This is a genomic window from Pseudaquabacterium terrae (assembly GCF_013266755.1).
Taxonomy (GTDB): domain Bacteria; phylum Pseudomonadota; class Gammaproteobacteria; order Burkholderiales; family Burkholderiaceae_C; genus Pseudaquabacterium; species Pseudaquabacterium terrae.
In genome coordinates, this window is the sequence record NZ_JABRWJ010000005.1 from 314418 (window position 1) to 330327 (window position 15910).

Consider the following 15910-nt stretch of genomic DNA (forward strand, 5'->3'; position numbering starts at 1 on the left):
CTCAGGCGCGACGGCGAGCGACGATGAACAGCCGCGGGAAGGCCAGCAGGCGCTGGCCGTCGGCGCGCGCCGGATAGGCGGCGTCGATGCGGCGCTGGTACTCGGCCAGGTACAGCGCCTGCAGCTCGGGTGACAGCGGATCGACGAAGGGCTTGAGCCCCGTCGCGCGCACCCACTGCACGATGGCGGCCGCGTCGGCCATCGGATGCTGGTAGATCGTGCGCCAGACATCGACCTCGGCCAGCGGCGCGAGCAGGTCGTAGTAAGCAGCCACCGGCAGCACGCGGGCGCGCAGCTTGTCGGCGTCGCCGATCGCGGCGGCGAAGCGCGCATCGGCGGCCGTCTCGCGCATCAGCACGTGCGATGGCTCGTCGAGGTTGTCCGGCATCTGCAGCGCCAGCACGCCGCCGGGCGCCAGCGTCGAGACCAGCCGCGGCAGCAGCTGCGCATGGTCGGGCACCCATTGCAGCGCGGCGTTGCTGTAGACCAGGTCGGCCGGCGCATCCGGCTGCCAGGCGGCGATGTCGCTCAGTTCGAAGCTCAGCGACGGCAGCCGCTCGCGCGCACTGGTGATCATCGCCGGCGAGTTGTCGGTGCCGACCACCTGGGAATCGGGGAAGCGCTGCACCAGCAGCTCGGTCGAATTGCCGGGACCGCAGCCCAGGTCGAACACGCGCTGCGGCGACTGCAGTGGCACGCGCGCCAGCAGCTCGACCGCGGGGCGCGTGCGCTCGTCCTCGAAGCGGCGGTACAGCGCGGGGTTCCAGTCGCTCATCTCAAGCTCCCGTGCAAGCGGCGGCCGGCGCGGTCGCCGCGAACGCCGGCGTCGCCGCCAGCAGCGCGCGCGTGTACTCGTGGCGCGGATCATCGAAGACCGCATCGCGGCTGCCCTGCTCGACGATGCGGCCCGATTGCATCACGACCACCCGGTCGGCGATCTGCTCGACGGCGGCCAGATCGTGCGAGATGAACAGGCACGCGAAGCCGTGCTCGCGCTGCAGCTGCTTGAAGAGCCTCAGCACCTGGGCCTGGATCGTCATGTCGAGCGCCGACACCGGCTCGTCGGCGACCACCAGCGCGGGCTTGCGCACCAGCGCGCGGGCGATCGCGACGCGCTGGCGCTGACCGCCGGATAACTCGTGACCGAAGCGGCCAGCAAAGCCGGCAAGGCCGACCTCGGCGAGCATCGTCTCGGTGCGCCGGCGGCGCTCGGCGGCGTCGAGGCCGGGCACGAGGCGCAGCGGCTCCTCGACGATCTCGCCGATGCGCTGGCGCGGGTCGAGCGACGAGTACGGGTCCTGGAACACCAGTTGGCAGGCCATGCGGAAGGGCCGCAGCGCGCCGCCGCGCAAGCCCCGCATGTCGCGCCCCTGCCAGCGGATCTCGCCGCCGTGGCTGTCGACCAGGCGCAGCAGCGCGCGGCCGAGCGTCGTCTTGCCGGAGCCGCTGCCGCCGACCACGGCCACCGTCTCGCCGGGCCGGATCGCCAGGTCCACCGCATCGAGCGCGCGGAAGCCGGCACTGCGCCGGAACAAGCCCGGGCGCCGGCCCGGGTAGACCACGCTCAGGTCCTTCACCTCGACCAGCGGCGCGCCGATCGCCTCCACCGGCGGCTCGGCACCGCGGCGCGGCAGCGCGTCGACCAGCGTGCGCGTGTAGTCGCAGCGCGGTGCGAACAGCACCTGCGCGGTCGCGCCCTGCTCGATCAGCTTGCCCTTCTCCATCACCACCGCCCGCTGCGCGTAGCGGGCGACGAGGCCGAGGTTGTGCGTGATCAGCAGCACGGCAGTCTGCTGCTCGCGGGTCAGCTCGAGCATCAGGTCCAGCACCTCGCGCTGCGTGAGCGTATCGAGCGCGGTGGTCGGCTCGTCGGCGATCAACAGGCGCGGCTTCAACAGCATCACCGAGGCCAGCATGATGCGCTGGCGCATGCCGCCGGAGAACTCGTGCGGGTAGGCGCGCAGGCACACCTGCGGGTCGCGGATCTGGATGCGTTCGAGCATCGCGATGCAACGGCGGCGGCGCTCGGCGGCAGCGAGCCGCGTGTGCAGCTTGAGCCCCTCTTCCATCTGTGCGCCGATGGTGTGCGCCGGGTTCAGCGAGACCATCGGCTCCTGGAACACCATGCCGATGCCCGGACCACGCAGCGCGCGCAACTGCTCGGGCTTCGTCGCGCCGAGATCACGCCCGTCGAGCAGCAGCCGCCCGCCCGTGCGCACGACCCCCGGTGGCAGCAGCCCGAGCACCGAACGCGCGGCCAGCGTCTTGCCGCTGCCCGATTCGCCGACCAGCGCGAGCACCTCGCCGGCCTGCAGCTCGAACGACACATCGTCGACCAGCTTCAGGCCGCGCGCCGGCGCTTCGAGGGTCAGGCCTTGCACCGACAACAAGGGCATCAGCAGTTCTCTCTTCATCAGCGGACCATGCGGGGGTCGAGGCGGTCGCGCACGGCATCCCCGAGCAGGTTGATACCGAGCAAAGTGAGCGCAATGCACAGGCCCGGCGCGATGCCCAGCCACATCGCCGACTGCAGGTACGGCCGCGCGCCGGCGAGCATGTTGCCCCAGGTCGGCGCCGGCGGCGCGACGCCGAGGCCGAGGAAGCTCAGCGCACTCTCGGCGAGCAGCACCCAGCCGAACATCGACGTCGCCAGCACCGCCACCGGTGCGACGCAGTTCGGCAGCACGTGGCGCAGCATCGTCAGCCACTCGGGGTTGCCGATCATGCGCGAGGCCTCGACGAATTCCCGCTCGCGCAGCGACAACACCGTCCCGCGCACGATGCGCGCGACCGACGGCGCATAGGCCAGCCCGAGCGCCGCGACGACGCCCCAGCGGCTGGCACCGAGCACGACGATCATGCCCATCGCCAGCAGGATGCCGGGGAACGCGAGCAGCGCATCGTTGACCGCCATCAGCACCCGGTCGAGCCAGCCGCGCACGAAGCCGGCGAGCACGCCGATCGCCGCGCCGAGCACGACGGCCAGCAGCACCGTGCACAAGGCAATCAGGCAGCTCGTTGCCGCGCCGGTCATCGCGCGCGACAACACGTCGCGGCCGAACTCGTCGGTGCCCCACCAGTGCGCGGCCGACGGTGCCGCGAGCTTGACGCCGAGGTTCACGGCCAGCGGGTCGTGCGGCGTCCACAGCGCCGCCAGGCTGGCCATCATCACCACCGCACCGACGATCACCCCACCGATCAATGCGTTGCTTCTCATGCCACGCTCACCCGCGGATCGAAGAGCGGATAACAGAGGTCGACCAGCAGGTTCACCAGCACGTAGATCACCGCGGTGAACAAGAGGCAGCCCTGCACCACCGGATAGTCGCGCGCGAAGATCGCATCGACCAGCAGCCGGCCGAGCCCCGGCAGCGTGAACACCGTCTCCAGCACCGCGATGCCGCCGAGCAGGTTGCCGAGCACCAGGCCGATCAGCGTCAGCGTCGGCGCAAAGGCATTCGGCAGCACGTGGCGCAGCAGCACGCGCGATTCACTCGCGCCCTTGGCCCGCGCATGCGTCACGTATTCGAGCCGCAGCACTTCGATCGCGCTGGCGCGTGACATGCGCGTCAGCACGCCGATCTCGATCAAGGTCAGCGTGACCACCGGCAGCACGATGTAGGTCAGCGCCTGGCGCCAGTCGTCGCCGAACGACACGTAGCCGACCACCGGCAGCCAGCCGAGCTGCATGCCGAAGACCAGCAGCATCAGCAGGCCGAGCCAGAAGCTCGGCACCGACAGCAGCAGCGTCGCGCCGCCGACGATCGCGACATCGAGCGGCTTGTCCTGCTTCCACGCCGCCAGCATCCCGAGCGGCACCGCGATCAGCGCCGCGGCAGCGACCGCCAGCAGCACGATCACCGCCGAGACCTGGAAGCGTTCGAGGATCAGCGGCAGCACCGCCTCGCCATTGGTGATCGACTGGCCGAGGTCGCCGCGGCCGGCGGCCGCCAGCCAGTGGCCGAACTGCAGCGGCAGCGGCGCATCGAGCCCCATGCGCTGGCGCAATTCGGCGACTTGCGCTTCATCGGCCGCGTCGCCGAGCATCAGCTGCACCGGGTCGCCAGGGATCGCGCGCATCAGCACGAAAACCGCCAGCGCCACCAGCAGCAGGGTCGGCAGGGTCAGCGCCAGCCGGCGCAGCAGGTAGCCGAGCATGGTGTTGTCGCGGTCAGCGTGCGGCGAGCTTGACGTTCCACAGGCGCGGCTGCGCCAGCGCCCAGTTCTTGTAGCCCTGCATCCTCTTGCTGTGGGCCGTGATCTCGAGGCCGTTGTACAGCACGATCAGCGGCACCTCGTCGAGCAATCGCTTGTGCAACTCGTCGAACAGCGCCTGGCGCTTGGTCTTGTCGATCGTCTCCATGCTCGCGTTCAAGGCCGCCTGCGCCTCGGCGCTGTCCCACACCTTGCGCGGCTGCGTGTCCTTCGGGCCGGTGAACATCTCGAAGTTCAGCGACGGATCGAGCCGCGCCGAGTACGAGAAGCTCATCGCCTGGTAGTTGCCCTTGGTGTAGCGGTCGAGCTGGGTCGCCCAGTCGAGCACTTCGAGCTCGACCTTCATCCCTGCCTGCTGCAGCATCGATTGCGCCAGCACCGCGACATCGAACATCGCGCCGTAGCGCTTGTTGGCCATCAGCTTGATCGGCTGCCCGGCGTAGCCGGCCTCGGCCAGCAGCTTCTTGGCCTGCGCCAGGTCGTGCGTGAAGCCCTGCGCCTGCGCCGCGCTGTAGTACGGGCTGGTCGCCGGGATGGCAGAGTTGTTGCGCCGCGCCAGCGCATTGCTGACGCCACGCACCAGCGCCGGGTGATCGATGGCCAGCGCCATTGCGCGGCGGATGCGCACGTCCTTCAGCAGCGGATCGCGGGTCTGCAGCAGGATCGCCGACAGGCTCATCGTCTCGGCCTTGTCGACCGCCAGCAGCGGCGACGCGGCGATCTCGCCCAGGTCGGCGACGTCGACATCGTTGACCAACTCGACCTGGCCGCTGATCAGCGCGGCCTTCGCCGCCGCGCCGTCGGGGATGACCATGAAGCGCAGGCGCTCGATCTCGGCCTTCTTGCCCCCGGTATTGCCGTCACGCGGCTCGTTGCGCGACGCGTAGGGGTCGAAGCGTTGCAGCTCGATGTACTGGCCGCGCTTCCATTCGCCGAGCTTGAACGGGCCGGTGCCGATCGGCGCGATCCATTTGCCGTCGGGGCCGACCGATGCGCGGTGAACGATGCCGGAACCGCCGCAATCGGCGCGCGCCATCATCGCGAGGAACAGCGCCGAGGGCTTGTCGAGCTGGAACACGACGGTCTTCGGATCCGGCGCTTCGACCGCCAGGATCTTGGTGATGCCGCGGCCGTCGAATTCGTTCAGGCAGCGCCAGTTGGTCGCGGGTGTCAGGAAGCGCCTCCAGCTCCAGACCACATCGTCGGCCACCAGCGGCGCGCCGTTGTGGAAGCGCAGGCCATCGCGCAGCTTGAAGGTGTAGGTCTTGCCGTCCTTCGACACCTCCACCTTCTGCGCCAGCAGCGGGCCGACGCTGGTGTCCTCCTTCAGCGCGACCAGGCCTTCGACCAGGTGCAGCATCACCGCATCGGTCGTCGCGTCGCGGTTGACGCCCGGATCGGTCGAGCGGATGTCGGCGTTCAAGCGCGCGCGCAGCAGTTGGGCCTGCGCGGGCACGGCCGCGGCGGCCAGCAGCGCGGCGGCGATCAGCGTCAAAACCTTCGGCATCTTCATCGGGAGCCTCTTTCGGAGCGTCTCAGACCGGCACCGGCGTGGCCACCGGCGTGTAGCGCGTGTCGAGCGTGAAGCGGCTGAACTCGCGGTTCAGCGCCGGCAGCATCGCCACATCCATCGTGCCCGCGGCCGGGTCCATCACGATCATCGCCACGGTGGCGCTCAGGTTGCTCGACAGCGTCTTGCGCGGCGGGCGGCAGACGCTCCACGGGTCGGCGAAGCGATCGAAGAGCGCGCCTTGCACGTGGGCGCGGGTGATGCAGCCGAAGTGCGGGGATAGCAGCGAATGGACGCGGCGGTCGCGGTACAGGCTGTCGGGCGTGCTCAGGATGCCGGTGTCGCGCAGTTTGGACAAGGCGACGCCGCTCTGCCAGTGGTTGGCATGCACCAGCAGGCCGTGCTCCGGATGCACGAGAAAGGTCTCGTCGGGCGCGCACTCGAAGTCGATCGCGATGCCTTGCGCATGGCTGACGATGATGTTGTTCGACGCCGACTTGGCCGTGGTGTAGACCGTGCGCAGCGCGAGCGCGAATTCACTCTGCTCCAGCACCTTGCGCCGGATCAGTGCCAGCGGCACGCCGAGCTGCGAATAGTCGCGGTCGCATTCGAGGTAGTTCGCGGTGATGGCGATGCCCAGCGCGTTGAAGCCGAAGCGGCCGAGCGCGCCGGCTTCGGTGAAGGTGATGTAGTCGGGCCCGTCGTCGCGGCGCACCTTCAGCACGATCGCGGTCTCGGCGCAGCCGGCTTTCCAGTCCCAGTTCTGCGCGTGGATCAGCCGGCCTTCGGCTGCGGCTTCCGGCAGCACGACGACGCCGGTGCAGCCATCCGGATCATCGTCGACCGGCTCACCGTTGGCACGTTGCTGCTCGCGGGCGCGGCGGCTGGCGATCTGCAGCAGCTCGGTGCGCGCGTTCAGCAGCACGACCTGCTCGAAAGGCACGCCGGCGCCTTCGGCGATGCCCTGCATCTCGGTCACGTAGTGCGCATCGAAGCCCTCGATCACCGGCAGGTAGCCGGCGACGGCATCGCGCAGCTCGCCCTCGCCGAAGCCGGAGCGCGCGAGCTGCGCCGAATAATCGGCAATGCCGCGGCGGATGCGATCGGCCGCCTGGCGGCCATGCTGGCGGCCGCGCTCGAGCGGCGGGCCGGACACTTCGATCAAGGGACAGGGTGCGACGGAGGCCATGGTGTTTGCGCTGCAAGAGACGAATCCAGTATCATGTATTTCATAGTCACATGCAACATCAAACAAGCCTGATGCGGGACAACCCCGAGACGCCGCTGAGCCCGCTGCAGCGACAGATCGCCGCGCGCCTGGTCGACTGGGTGCGCGACAAGGGCTTCGCGCCGGGCCAGGCGATGAGCGAGCTGAGCGCCGCGGCCGCCATCGGCGTCTCGCGCACACCGGTGCGCGCCGCGCTGGCCTGGCTGGAGCAGCAGGGCCTGCTCGAGCGCCGCCCTGGCGTCGGCTACGTGACGACGCGGCCGGCTGCCGCCTTCACGACGCCGGCGCTGGCGCCGGCGAGCGACGAGGCCGACCACCTGTTCGTCGCCATCGCCCGCGCCCGCAACGCCGGCCAACTGCCGACCGACATCTCCGAAGCCGACCTGATGCGCCGCTTCGAGGTCACGCGGCCGACGCTGCTGAAGGTGCTGGCACGGCTCGCCGAGGTCGGCATGGTCGAGCGCAAGGCGGGCCACGGCTGGGCCTTCCAGCCGATTCACAGCGACCTGGCCGCTGAACAGGAGAGTTATCGGTTCCGGCTGCTGATCGAACCGGCCGGGCTGCGCGAGCCGGGTTTCGCGCTGCCGCCCGGTTGGAGCGCGCTGATGCGCGAGCGCCACCAGGCGATGCTGAAGCAGCGCTGGCACGATGATGCGGCGGTCCAGCTCTTCGAGATGAACGCCGCCTTCCACGAGGGCCTGGCCGCGGCCTCGGGCAACCGCTTCCTGCTGATGGCGATGCAGCAGCAGAACCGCATGCGGCGCTTCGTCAACTACGACTGGGGCCATGGCCGCGAGCGCATGGTGGTGTCGTGCACCGAGCACCTGGAGATCCTCGACCGGCTCGATGCCGGCGACGGCGAGGTGGCCGCCGTGCTGTTGCAGCGCCACCTCGACAAGGCGCGCCAGCTCAAGCGCGAGGATCCGATCTAAACCGTGTCTTTTGAATCGACGAAAGACAATCCGAGCAACTGCGTCGCCAGCGCCTCGGCGACCTCGATGCCGTCGACGCCGGCCGACATGATGCCGCCGGCATACCCCGCACCCTCACCCGCCGGGTACAGCCCGCGCACATTCAGGCTCTGGTAGTCGCGGCCGCGCGTCACGCGCAGCGGCGACGAGGTGCGCGTCTCGACGCCGGTCAGCACCGCGTCGGGCATCGAGAAGCCCTTGATCTGGCGCTCGAAGGCGGGCAGCGCTTCGCGGATCGCCGCCAGCGCGTAGTCCGGCAGGCTGCCGCGGCCCGGCAGTGCCAGGTCGGTCAGGTGCACGCCCGGCTTGTACGAGGGTTGCACATCCCCGAAGGCGCTCGATCGCTGGCCCTTGACGAAGTCGCCGACCAATTGACCCGGCGCGATGTAGCCGCCGCCACCCAATTCGTAGGCGCGCGACTCCCAGAAGCGTTGGAAGGCAATCCCATCGAGCGGGTTCACCGGGCCTTCGTAGCTGCCCTGGCGGTAATCGTCCGGCATCAGGCCGACGACGATGCCGGCATTCGCATTGCGCTCGTTGCGCGAGTACTGGCTCATGCCATTGGTGACCACGCGCTCGGGCTCGGAGGTCGCCGCCACCACCGTGCCGCCCGGGCACATGCAGAAGCTGTAGACCGAGCGGCCGTTGCGCGCGTGGTGCACCAGCTTGTAGTCGGCCGCGCCGAGGATCGGATGGCCGGCATTCGGACCGAACCGCGCGCGATCGACCAGCCCCTGCGGATGCTCGACCCGGAAACCGATCGAGAACGGCTTGGCCTCGAGGTAGACGCCGCGCCGCTGCAGCATTCCGAAGCTGTCTCGCGCACTGTGGCCGAGCGCGATCACCGCATGGTCGGCGCGCAGCGTCTCGCCGGAGGCGAGTACCGCGCCGCGCAGGTGTCCGTCCTCTACAACCAAATCGTCGACCCGCTGCTGGAAGCGCACCTCGCCGCCCAGCGCCTCGATCTCGGCGCGCATCTTCTCGATCATCGAGACCAGGCGAAAGGTGCCGATGTGCGGCTTGCTGACGAAGAGGATCTCTTCCGGTGCGCCGGCCTTGACGAACTCGGTCAGCACCTTGCGCGTCAGATGGCGGCGGTCGCTGATCTGGCTGTAGAGCTTGCCGTCGGAGAAGGTGCCGGCGCCGCCTTCGCCGAACTGCACGTTCGATTCGGGATTCAGCTCGCTGCGCCGCCACAGTCCCCAGGTGTCCTGCGTGCGCTCGCGCACCGCCTTGCCGCGCTCGAGCACGATCGGCCGCAGGCCCATCTGCGCGAGGATCAGCGCTGCGAACAGGCCGCAGGGGCCGAAGCCGATCACCAGCGGGCGCGGGCGCTCCTCGGCGTAGAAATCGGCCGGCGCGTGGGCGAGCAATCGGTAGCGCGTATCGGGCGCCGGGCGCAGCTGCGCATCACCGGTGTGGCGCGCCAGCACGGCGGCCTCGTCGGTGACTTCGCAATCGATGGTGTAGGTCAGCACCACCGCGGCCTTCTTGCGCGCGTCGTAGCCGCGGCGGAAGACCGTGTGGTTCAGCAGCTCGGCATCGCTGACGCCCAGCCGCTCGAGGATCGCGCTGCGCAGCGCCGCTTCAGGATGGTCTAGCGGCAGCCGCAGCTCGGTGATGCGCAGCAATCCGGATCAACCTCTCGGAATCAGCCGCCACCCTTGTGCGGGCGCTTGCCCGGGTTCTTCTTGCTGCGGGTGTGGGCACCCCGCTCCTTGCTGCTCTTCTGGCCGCGGTGGGTGGCGAGCACGGCGCCCGGCAGGGCGGCGGGCCGCGGCGTGGCGCGGCGGTCGGCTTCGGTGATGATCTTGTTGCCCATGGCGGGACTCCGATAGTGCGTGGACGAAAAACCGCGCATTATCGCCTGAGACTGACCGAACGCGCCCAAAGGCATCTCGGAGCCTCGACTCAGCCGCGCTGCACGTGCCAGCGTGCATTGGTGCGCTCGACGCGCCAGCGCTCGCCGTCGGCGGGCTGCAGGCTGACCGGCTCGGCATCGCCCGGCAGACGCAGCACCAGGCGGGCCGCGCGACACTGCTCGTGCGTGCGCGTCACGCGCGGCGGCAGCTCGAAGGACTGCTCGTCCAGCACGTAGTGCACCGTGGCGTTGCCGCGGTTGCCGATCTCGAAGCGGATGCGCAGCGCCTGCGGCCGGGCGAACAGCTGCACCGCGTAGTAGCGCCCGCTCTTCGGGCTGCGCGCCACCGCGACACCGGTCTCGGTGGCGTCGGGGTCCAACATGTTGCGGCGGTGGCCGGGTGAATCGCGCCAGCCTTGCACGAACTGATCGGCCAGCTCCTCGCTGCGAAAACGCGCCGAGCTGAACTGGTAGGCGATGTTCTCGGCCATCATGCAATGCGCGTAGCCGCGTTCCTGCGTGCGCTGCGCCGCCTGGCGGCCATCGGCCTGGTGGCCGTACTGATCGGTGCGGGCCATGAACTCGGCGAAGCCGCGCGCGGCGGCTTCGAGCTGCGCATTCGGGGCGGCGGCGCCACGGCCGGCGGCCTGGCGCAGGCGGTTGGTGCCATCGACGATGCGCTGCTCGATCTCGGGCAGCGCGGGTTGCCGAGCCGGCGGGCGCGCGGCCGCGGGTGCTGCCAGCGCACAGGCCGTGGCAGCGATCCAGGTGCAGTGCTGCAGCTTCATGGTCGAATCATGGCGCGGCAGCAGGCGCCGTGCCTGCCAGCGTTTCGAGCGCGCGGATCGTCTCGGCCAGCGGCCGCTGCAGGCGCTTGTCGCGTCGGACGACGACGCCCAACTGGCGCTGCAGCTTGGGCGCCAGCGGGCGCACGACGAGCGAGCCCCGCGCCTGCTCGTGCCGCACGGCCATCTGCGGCAGCACCGCGCAGCCCAGGCCCGCGGCCACCAGCGCCTTGATCGCCTCGACGCTGCCGAGCGACATCACCGGCTTGAGCGTGACGCCGGCGCGCGCGAACCAGGCGTCGACGATGCGCCGCGTATTGCCGCCCGGCTCGAACAGCAGCACCGGCTGGCGCGCCAGCGCCGCCGCCGTCAGGCGCGTGGGCAGCTCGGTGCCGCGCGGCGCCGCGACGACGAAGGGATCATCGAGCACCGGCGTCACGACCAGCGAGCGGCCGGCCGCCGGCAGCGTCACCAGGCCGACATCGATGCGGTTCTCGTCGATCGCCTTGACGATGTCTGCCGTGTTGCCGGTGGTCACGGTGAGCTCCAGCCCGGGGTAGCGGCGGCGCAGCTCGCGCAGCAGCGGCGGCAGCAGGAAGATGCAGGCGGTGGCACCGGTGCCCAGCCGCACGCGCCCCATGACGCCGGCCGCATGCTGGCCGACGGCGCCCAGCGCCGTGCCGACGGCCTCGTCGATGCGCGCCGCGTGCGCCAGCAGCTCGGTGCCCGCGGCGGTCGGCGTCGCGCGGCGGCCGACACGCTCGATCAGCAGCGTGCCCAGCCGCTTTTCCAGCTGCCGCACCTGCAGGCTGACCGCCGGCTGCGTCAGCGCCAGCCGCTCGGCGGCGGCCGAGAAGCTGCCGTGCTCGATCACCGTCGCGAAGGCATGCAGATGGTCCAGGTTCAACCGGTGCATGGCAAAGAATCGCTCATGATTTGCATAAAGTGCATGAGCTTCCTTTATACCCGGCGCGCTCCGACACTGGGCATCGACCTTGTTGCCGGAGGAGAACGATGAAGCCCACCGTGCGCGATGCCGCCGACCACGACATGGCCGCCGTCCAGGCCATCTATGCCCACCATGTGCTGCACGGGCGCGCCAGTTTCGAAGAACAGCCGCCGAGTGTCGACGAGCTGCGCGTGCGCCGCGCCGCGGTGCTGGCCGCCGGCCTGCCCTACCTGGTTGCCGAGCTCGACGGCCGCATCGCCGGCTACTGCTACGCCACGCTGTACCGGCCGCGCCCGGCCTACCGCCACACGATCGAGGATTCGGTCTACGTCGCGCACGAGCTCGGCGGCCGCGGCATCGGCCGCGCGCTGCTGCAGTCGCTGATCGAGCGCTGCGAGCGCGGGCCCTGGCGCCAGATGCTGGCCACCGTCGGCCACAGCGGCAATGCCGGCTCGCTGGGGCTGCACCGCAGTGTCGGCTTCGAGACCGTCGGCACGCTGCGCGCGGTCGGATTCAAGCTTGGAGAGTGGACCGACACGGTGCTGATGCAGCGAATGCTCGGCGTGGGCGACGGCGCGCCGCCGGGGCTTCAGGCCCTGACCTGAGCCAGCACCCGATCGAGCGCGCTCGGCACGCGGTCCGGCTCGAGCGCCTCGACCAGCAATGAACCGTAGCGGATCTTCCTGCCGGCACGCGTGCCCATGAATCGCCGCAGCTGCGCTGCGAGGTCGCGTCCGCGCTGTACGGGCTGGGCCTGGAAACTGCGGAAAGAAGCGAGCTCGCCTTCGGCCTCGATCACGCGCTCGACCGCGGCCGGGCCGAGGGCGCGGATCAATTCGTCTTCCAGATCGGCATTGCAGACGAAGAAGCCGAGCGCTTCGGTGCCGGCCTCTGTGCGGCTCACGCCGAAACCCACCTGCTCGAGCGCGCGCCGCACGTACGTCCATTCGGCCGCGTCGTAGAGCCCGGCCAGCCGCAGACCGAGCCCCTGCGGACCCAGCGCCCGCACGAACTTGCGCAAGTTCGTCACGCCACCGATCGGCACCACCACGATGCCTTCGGCGCGCAGGTCCCAGCCCCTGCGCCGCGCCAGCGCCTCCAGCGCGGCCTGGTCGCTCCAGCCCTCGACGAGGATCACCGCCACGGCGTGCGCCGCGACCAGCATCTCGCACGCGGCGAGCACCGTCAGGGGCAGCAGCGGACCGTTCACCTAGGTAGTTGCACCAGTGGTGCAATTGATTGATTTATAAAACAGTACGACAACTCGCTGAACCATCATCGGCAGGCGGCGGCGAATCCGACCTTGAACCTCAAACCCACCGGGCAGTCGTCCATGTGCAAATCCCTTCTGAGATTAAAGGTCGCCGCCTGCCAGCTGATGACCACCGAGGACATCGAGTTCAGCAAGAACCGCGTCATCTCGTTCATGGAGATCGCTGCGACCCAACGGGTCGACCTGTTGCTGTTCCCGGAGGCCACGCTCTCGGGCTACAGCAACCGCGCGGAATTCTGGGCCACGGCGGATCCGCAAGCCTTCCTGGCCGCCGAACGCGACATCGCCGCCGCCTGCAAGCGCCTGAAGCTCGCCGCTGTCGTCGGTTCGGCATTTCAGGGTTCCGGGGGCTGGATCAACGGTTTGGCCGTCTTCGAAAAGGACGGGCGGCTGATCGGGCGCTACGGCAAGACCTTCCTCGGCGGAGATTCCTGGTGCACGAACTTCGCCGCCCGCATTCCGCTGATGGAGGTAGCGGGCGCCAACGTCTGCTTCCTGATCTGCCGTGACGTCCGCTACCCGGAGCTCGCACGCCTGCCGGCAGCGATGGGCGCCGAGATCTGCCTGATCAGCTCCTGCGAATCGGGCCTGCTGGCGGAGCGCAAGATGAACGCCTACCGCGCGATGGCGATCGCCCGCGCATTCGAGAACGGCATCTACGTCGTCAAGGCCAATACGCCGGCGGATCCGGACAACCTGCGCCGCCATGGCTCGTCGCACGGCAAGTCAGTCATCGTCAGCCCGGAAGGGGAGGTGCTGCAGGAAGCCGGCTACTTCGAGGAATGCATCATCAGTGAGGAAATCAGACTCGGCGCGGCGCATGGCCACACGGCCAAGCGAACCCTGATCGAAAAAACCGTGCTGAACGAGTGGTACCGCGAAGGTCTCAACCATGTTGAACGCATCGCTGCCGACGAGCCCGACGGACTCCATTGATCTGAAGGACCGCGAGGGCGCGATCGGGCGCGGCACCGCGGCGGGAGTCCTGTTCGAGGAAGCGGTCGAAGGGCTCGCCCTCAGCGCCAGCGCGCGCCTGGCGGCGATGCGAAGCTTTCTGCGCCAGCTCTATGGCCATGCGGACTACTGCGTGCTGCTGCTCGGTTTGGACGGCGAGATCATGTGGGAAAACGCCACGGCGACGAGATTCCTCGCCGCCGAGTTCGATACGCTGCAGGGCAGGCTGTTCGGCGAACTGCTGGGCCCCGATCCGCGCCGCTACGAGAACGTGATGGGCCTGAACCGGCTCCTGAGCGGCGCGCTGACATCGCTCAGGCACGAGGCCGAGTTGCACAACCCGCGCGGCGAGGAGCGGGTCTTCGAGTGGTGGCACACGCGGGTCGATCCAGGCACGTGGGGGCTGGGCGAGGAGTTCGCATGCCTGACGGTCGGGTTCGAGATCACGATGCAGAAGGCCGAGGAGCGCCGCCTTGTCGGGCTGGCCGACCGCGACCCGCTGACCGGCCTGTACAACCGCCGCCGCTTCGAGGAGAACTTCGAGAAGATCCTGACGCGCGCGTCGCGCTACAACCACGGCGTGGCACTGCTGTATTTCGACATCGACAACTTCAAGCTGATCAACGATCTGAGCGGCCACAAGGTCGGCGACGAGATCATCCAGAAGGTCTCGCAGGTGCTCAAGGAATCGATCCGCGCGACCGACCTGCCGGTGCGGCAGGGCGGCGACGAGTTCGCCGTCGTGATGGACGAGGTCGACATCGATGTCGTGCATGCCGCGGTCGCCCAGTTCAGCGAGCGCCTGAGCAACGTGCGCTTTCGCCGCAACGACCGCCTGAACAGCATCTCGTGCAGCATCGGCGTGGCGCTCTACCCGGAGCATGGCTCGACGGTGGGCCAATTGATGGCCAATGCCGACATGGCGATGTACCGCGCCAAGTCCGAAAGCCGCTCGAGCACGAACTGGGTGATCTACGACCCGTCCTTCACCGACCTGCAGATGCTGTCCGAGCAGGTGAAGTGGAAGGACCGGCTGCAGACCGCGCTGCGCGAGGAGCGGCTGCTGCTGTTCTATCAACCGATCCAGCAGCTCAAGGACGGCAGGATCACCCACTGCGAAGCGCTGATGCGCATGATCGGCGAGGACGGGCATCTCGTGCTGCCCGGCGCGTTCATCGCGCACGCCGAGCACACCGGGCTGATCAACCAGCTCGATCGCAGGGGCGTCGACATCGCGCTGATGCACATGAGCCAGATGCTCGTGCAGGGCCGCAAACCGCGCGTCTCGGTCAACGTGTCGACCAAGACCTTGCAGGCCGGCGGCTTTTGCGAGTTCCTGCAGCAGCGGCTGCGCGACAGCAACGTACCGGGCGAGCTGCTGACGATCGAGATCACCGAGACGGCGGCGATCGAGGGCATCGAGAAGATGGCCGAGCTGCTGCATCGCATCAGCGCATTGGGCTGCCAGTTCAGTCTCGACGACTTCGGCGCCGGCTTCTCGTCGTGGCTCAACCTGCGCAAGCTGCCGATCAGCTTTCTGAAGATCGACGGCAGCTTCGTGCGCCATGTCACCGACAGTCCCGACGATCCGCTGTTCGTGCGGGCCATCAACGAGGTCTCGCAGGGCCTGAACATCAAAACCGTCGCCGAATGCGTCGAGGACCGCCAGACCTTGAACACCTTGAAGTCGCTCGGCGTGGACTACGTGCAGGGCTTCCTGATCGGCCGGCCGATGCAGCGGCTGAGCGACATCTTCAAGTAGTCAGCGCATCTGCCAACTCCTCGCTGGCCTCGAAGTCCAGTTCCACCTTCGCGCCGTTCGGATCGTGGCTGAACAGCTGCCATGTGCCGGCGCCGGCCTGTCGTCTCAGGTCGTACGGAATGGCGCGCTCGTCGAAGCGTGCCCGGATGGCCCGCAGGCCCCGGGCCGTGAAGGCCATGTGGTCGATCACGCCTGCGCGCGTGGGCGGCAGCGGGCGACCGAAGTAGAGGTGCAGCACGGCCTGCGGGCCCTCGCCGTACAGCCAGGCGCCGGCAAAGCCCAGGTCCGGCCGCGCACCGACCTTCAGGCCGAGCACGCCGACGTAGTAGTCCAGCGTCTTGGCCTCGTCCTCGGCGATGACGGTGAAGTGGTTCATCCCGACAATCATGGGACGCTCCTTTT

16 protein-coding genes are annotated in these 15910 nt (G+C 69.1%); 4 read left to right on the forward strand and 12 right to left on the reverse strand.

All coding sequences use genetic code 11. The features are described from left to right. Nucleotide 1: 1 nt before the first annotated feature. Genes tam through HLB44_RS17485 form a run of 6 tightly spaced genes read right to left on the reverse strand, consistent with a single transcriptional unit; the run spans nucleotide 2 to nucleotide 6914 of the window. The gene (tam, locus tag HLB44_RS17460) at nucleotides 2–775 is read right to left on the reverse strand and encodes a trans-aconitate 2-methyltransferase (protein WP_173124829.1); all 774 of its coding nucleotides are present in this window, start codon (nucleotides 773–775) and stop codon (nucleotides 2–4) included. A 1-nt stretch (nucleotide 776) separates the two neighbouring features. Continuing rightward, on the reverse strand, nucleotides 777–2414 hold the full coding sequence (locus HLB44_RS17465; protein ID WP_217283702.1) for an ABC transporter ATP-binding protein: 1638 nt from the start codon (nucleotides 2412–2414) through the stop codon (nucleotides 777–779). Beyond that, nucleotides 2414–3217: an ABC transporter permease gene (locus HLB44_RS17470; RefSeq protein WP_173124831.1), complete on the reverse strand. Its 804-nt coding sequence runs from the start codon at nucleotides 3215–3217 to the stop codon at nucleotides 2414–2416. Before HLB44_RS17470 ends, HLB44_RS17465 begins: the two co-directional genes overlap by 1 nt. After that, the gene (locus tag HLB44_RS17475; protein WP_173124833.1) at nucleotides 3214–4158 is read right to left on the reverse strand and encodes an ABC transporter permease; all 945 of its coding nucleotides are present in this window, start codon (nucleotides 4156–4158) and stop codon (nucleotides 3214–3216) included. Before HLB44_RS17475 ends, HLB44_RS17470 begins: the two co-directional genes overlap by 4 nt. A gap of 13 nt (nucleotides 4159–4171) precedes the next feature. Continuing rightward, complete coding sequence (locus HLB44_RS17480) at nucleotides 4172–5728, reverse strand: ABC transporter substrate-binding protein (RefSeq protein ID WP_173124835.1); 1557 nt, start codon at nucleotides 5726–5728, stop codon at nucleotides 4172–4174. A 22-nt stretch (nucleotides 5729–5750) separates the two neighbouring features. Next, nucleotides 5751–6914 carry a C45 family autoproteolytic acyltransferase/hydrolase gene (locus HLB44_RS17485; RefSeq protein ID WP_173124837.1) on the reverse strand — a complete coding sequence of 388 codons (1164 nt, stop codon included), beginning with the start codon at nucleotides 6912–6914 and terminating at the stop codon, nucleotides 5751–5753. A 71-nt stretch (nucleotides 6915–6985) separates the two neighbouring features. Between HLB44_RS17485 and HLB44_RS17490 the strand changes: the two genes are divergently transcribed. Then, nucleotides 6986–7885 (forward strand): GntR family transcriptional regulator, encoded by a 900-nt coding sequence (locus HLB44_RS17490; protein WP_217283703.1) that lies wholly within the window; start codon nucleotides 6986–6988, stop codon nucleotides 7883–7885. Here the strand turns inward: HLB44_RS17490 and HLB44_RS17495 are convergent. The 4 genes from HLB44_RS17495 to HLB44_RS17510 form a co-directional block, all read right to left on the reverse strand. Beyond that, nucleotides 7882–9555 (reverse strand): NAD(P)/FAD-dependent oxidoreductase, encoded by a 1674-nt coding sequence (locus HLB44_RS17495; protein ID WP_173124841.1) that lies wholly within the window; start codon nucleotides 9553–9555, stop codon nucleotides 7882–7884. The two genes, HLB44_RS17490 and HLB44_RS17495, sit on opposite strands and share 4 nt — an antisense overlap. 20 nt (nucleotides 9556–9575) lie before the next feature. Then, nucleotides 9576–9746, reverse strand: a complete 171-nt coding sequence (locus HLB44_RS17500) for a hypothetical protein (RefSeq protein ID WP_173124843.1) — start codon at nucleotides 9744–9746, stop codon at nucleotides 9576–9578. 89 nt (nucleotides 9747–9835) lie between these two features. Beyond that, nucleotides 9836–10573, reverse strand: a complete 738-nt coding sequence (locus tag HLB44_RS17505) for a CAP domain-containing protein (RefSeq protein ID WP_173124845.1) — start codon at nucleotides 10571–10573, stop codon at nucleotides 9836–9838. A gap of 7 nt (nucleotides 10574–10580) precedes the next feature. Next, complete coding sequence (locus HLB44_RS17510) at nucleotides 10581–11486, reverse strand: LysR family transcriptional regulator (RefSeq protein WP_173124847.1); 906 nt, start codon at nucleotides 11484–11486, stop codon at nucleotides 10581–10583. A gap of 98 nt (nucleotides 11487–11584) precedes the next feature. On the opposite strand from HLB44_RS17510, the gene HLB44_RS17515 reads away from it, so the two are divergent. Continuing rightward, nucleotides 11585–12124, forward strand: a complete 540-nt coding sequence (locus tag HLB44_RS17515) for a GNAT family N-acetyltransferase (RefSeq protein ID WP_173124849.1) — start codon at nucleotides 11585–11587, stop codon at nucleotides 12122–12124. Here the strand turns inward: HLB44_RS17515 and HLB44_RS17520 are convergent. Beyond that, a complete protein-coding gene (locus tag HLB44_RS17520) occupies nucleotides 12109–12729 on the reverse strand; it encodes a TOPRIM nucleotidyl transferase/hydrolase domain-containing protein (RefSeq protein ID WP_217283704.1) in 621 nt (206 codons plus the stop codon). The two genes, HLB44_RS17515 and HLB44_RS17520, sit on opposite strands and share 16 nt — an antisense overlap. 93 nt (nucleotides 12730–12822) lie before the next feature. Here HLB44_RS17520 and HLB44_RS17525 point away from each other — a divergent pair, with 93 nt between their 5' ends. Together HLB44_RS17525 and HLB44_RS17530 are read left to right on the forward strand one after the other, a co-directional pair. After that, nucleotides 12823–13728: a carbon-nitrogen hydrolase family protein gene (locus tag HLB44_RS17525; RefSeq protein ID WP_173124851.1), complete on the forward strand. Its 906-nt coding sequence runs from the start codon at nucleotides 12823–12825 to the stop codon at nucleotides 13726–13728. Then, nucleotides 13685–15508: a putative bifunctional diguanylate cyclase/phosphodiesterase gene (locus tag HLB44_RS17530; protein ID WP_173124853.1), complete on the forward strand. Its 1824-nt coding sequence runs from the start codon at nucleotides 13685–13687 to the stop codon at nucleotides 15506–15508. Before HLB44_RS17525 ends, HLB44_RS17530 begins: the two co-directional genes overlap by 44 nt. Here the strand turns inward: HLB44_RS17530 and HLB44_RS17535 are convergent. Next, a complete protein-coding gene (locus tag HLB44_RS17535) occupies nucleotides 15501–15896 on the reverse strand; it encodes a VOC family protein (RefSeq protein ID WP_173124855.1) in 396 nt (131 codons plus the stop codon). The genes HLB44_RS17530 and HLB44_RS17535 overlap by 8 nt on opposite strands. Between the last annotated feature and the right edge of the window lie 14 nt (nucleotides 15897–15910).

Coding starts and splice junctions, on each gene's coding strand:
- tam (WP_173124829.1), bottom strand. CDS start 775: ATGAGCGACTGGAACCCCGCGCTGTACCGCCGCTTCGAGGACGAGCGC.
- HLB44_RS17465 (WP_217283702.1), bottom strand. CDS start 2,414: ATGAAGAGAGAACTGCTGATGCCCTTGTTGTCGGTGCAAGGCCTGACC.
- HLB44_RS17470 (WP_173124831.1), bottom strand. CDS start 3,217: ATGAGAAGCAACGCATTGATCGGTGGGGTGATCGTCGGTGCGGTGGTG.
- HLB44_RS17475 (WP_173124833.1), bottom strand. CDS start 4,158: ATGCTCGGCTACCTGCTGCGCCGGCTGGCGCTGACCCTGCCGACCCTG.
- HLB44_RS17480 (WP_173124835.1), bottom strand. CDS start 5,728: ATGAAGATGCCGAAGGTTTTGACGCTGATCGCCGCCGCGCTGCTGGCC.
- HLB44_RS17485 (WP_173124837.1), bottom strand. CDS start 6,914: ATGGCCTCCGTCGCACCCTGTCCCTTGATCGAAGTGTCCGGCCCGCCG.
- HLB44_RS17490 (WP_217283703.1), top strand. CDS start 6,986: ATGCGGGACAACCCCGAGACGCCGCTGAGCCCGCTGCAGCGACAGATC.
- HLB44_RS17500 (WP_173124843.1), bottom strand. CDS start 9,746: ATGGGCAACAAGATCATCACCGAAGCCGACCGCCGCGCCACGCCGCGG.
- HLB44_RS17505 (WP_173124845.1), bottom strand. CDS start 10,573: ATGAAGCTGCAGCACTGCACCTGGATCGCTGCCACGGCCTGTGCGCTG.
- HLB44_RS17510 (WP_173124847.1), bottom strand. CDS start 11,486: ATGCACCGGTTGAACCTGGACCATCTGCATGCCTTCGCGACGGTGATC.
- HLB44_RS17515 (WP_173124849.1), top strand. CDS start 11,585: ATGAAGCCCACCGTGCGCGATGCCGCCGACCACGACATGGCCGCCGTC.
- HLB44_RS17530 (WP_173124853.1), top strand. CDS start 13,685: ATGTTGAACGCATCGCTGCCGACGAGCCCGACGGACTCCATTGATCTG.
- HLB44_RS17535 (WP_173124855.1), bottom strand. CDS start 15,896: ATGATTGTCGGGATGAACCACTTCACCGTCATCGCCGAGGACGAGGCC.